We start from the raw sequence: 1363 nt of genomic DNA on the forward strand, positions 1-1363 counted from the left end.
AATTAGCCCTTGCTGAGGGTGCATATCTCCCCGATTGGCCGCCTGCTACGAGACAGTGGCGAAATTTACTGGGGCTAAACACGTACAGACTCCCTATAGATGAGGATTTTACGGGGTAATTTGACGATAGTGAGACCTAAGACATGTATTTTTATTGACCTGTATTAGAATGGGGATCGACGGGCTTAAAAGAGAAAGGACTTTTAAAGAGGTTAATAGGATGACTTCAGAGATATTGAAAAGGGTGGTGATATAATGCATTCAGATTTGGGGAATAGATTAACACATAATAAATTATTAGACCGATTTATACCATATATCCAAGAAGAAATACTCATGGTAGATAACTATTCTATCGAGGATGTTTTTCTTACTTCAATAATTCTTATAGTTGGTCTTGTCTTTGTGATTCCAATTTTCGCACTATGGAAAAATATTTCACTGCTTATTCTTGTGCCTATCGCAGGTATTTTTTATTCCCTATATCTTTATACGACTAATAGGGTTTTTTCTGGAATAGTAAGTTCATTTTTTATTCTATCCATATTTAATGCAGACATTCCAATCGTAAGAGTTCCAACAAACGAGGTTTTTTCCCTTTATCTGGTTGACCCAATTGCAATCGGACTGTTTGTTGTTCTCGGATATGGATTCAGCAGAGAAATTCAGGATGCGAGGGACAAGTGGCTGGGGGTTATTGCAGTGTTTGGACTCACAATATTCGTTCTATGGTCGTATCTTGCTGCAGTCATTGGAAATGGCCCCTCCCAATCCGCAGCAATGGTTTTTTCGTATGTGTTTACCCCCAGAAATCGCAGGAGGACAGTAGGTTCAAAATCGGGGAATTCAATTAGAAATCCGTAAAATTCGACCGCCGNTGAGAGATATATAAATCAAATAGAGGGTGCTGTTTTCAGCCGTCTCAGTGGCTCAGCCAGGAACTCTATGGGGGTAAACACATGCGTTTTTTCCATTGAACAAACTCGATATCTGCTTATATTCGTTGTTTCAATACTCATAATATCATATACAAGTGTTTGGGCAGGAATATTTCCATTAATGGTATCTATTGCGGGAAATCTTTTTTATGCCCTTGCGGAAGCCTTCGTAGGTCATACATTTGGGCTCACCTATTTAGGTGACAGCAATGGTGTAGTGCTGTCAGAACTCGTTATAGGGACATGGACCTTTCCAACGGGCCTATACGCTGGTGGATTTGTAGGACAGACTCGTCATCTTATCGGTCTCCTTTTGCTTTTGTTACCTTTCCTCGTATTTTCGCATGTGTTTACCCCCATAGAGTTCCTGGCTGAGCCACTGAGACGGCTGAAAACAGCACCCTCTATTTGATTTATATATCTCT

The 1363-nt window shown here is 40.3% G+C and carries 1 protein-coding gene; it reads left to right on the forward strand.

The window, feature by feature from the left end; all coding sequences use genetic code 11:
• Window positions 1-336: 336 nt before the first annotated feature.
• Entirely contained in the window at window positions 337-864 is a 528-nt protein-coding gene (locus C487_RS20105) for a hypothetical protein (RefSeq protein ID WP_152422464.1), read from the forward strand.
• Window positions 865-1363 lie beyond the last annotated feature (499 nt).

Source organism: Natrinema pallidum DSM 3751, from assembly GCF_000337615.1.
GTDB classification, from domain to species: domain Archaea; phylum Halobacteriota; class Halobacteria; order Halobacteriales; family Natrialbaceae; genus Natrinema; species Natrinema pallidum.

What these genes read in the sequence shown, in the direction of transcription:
- C487_RS20105 (WP_152422464.1), top strand. Translation starts at nt 337, where the DNA reads ATGGTAGATAACTATTCTATCGAGGATGTTTTTCTTACTTCAATAATT.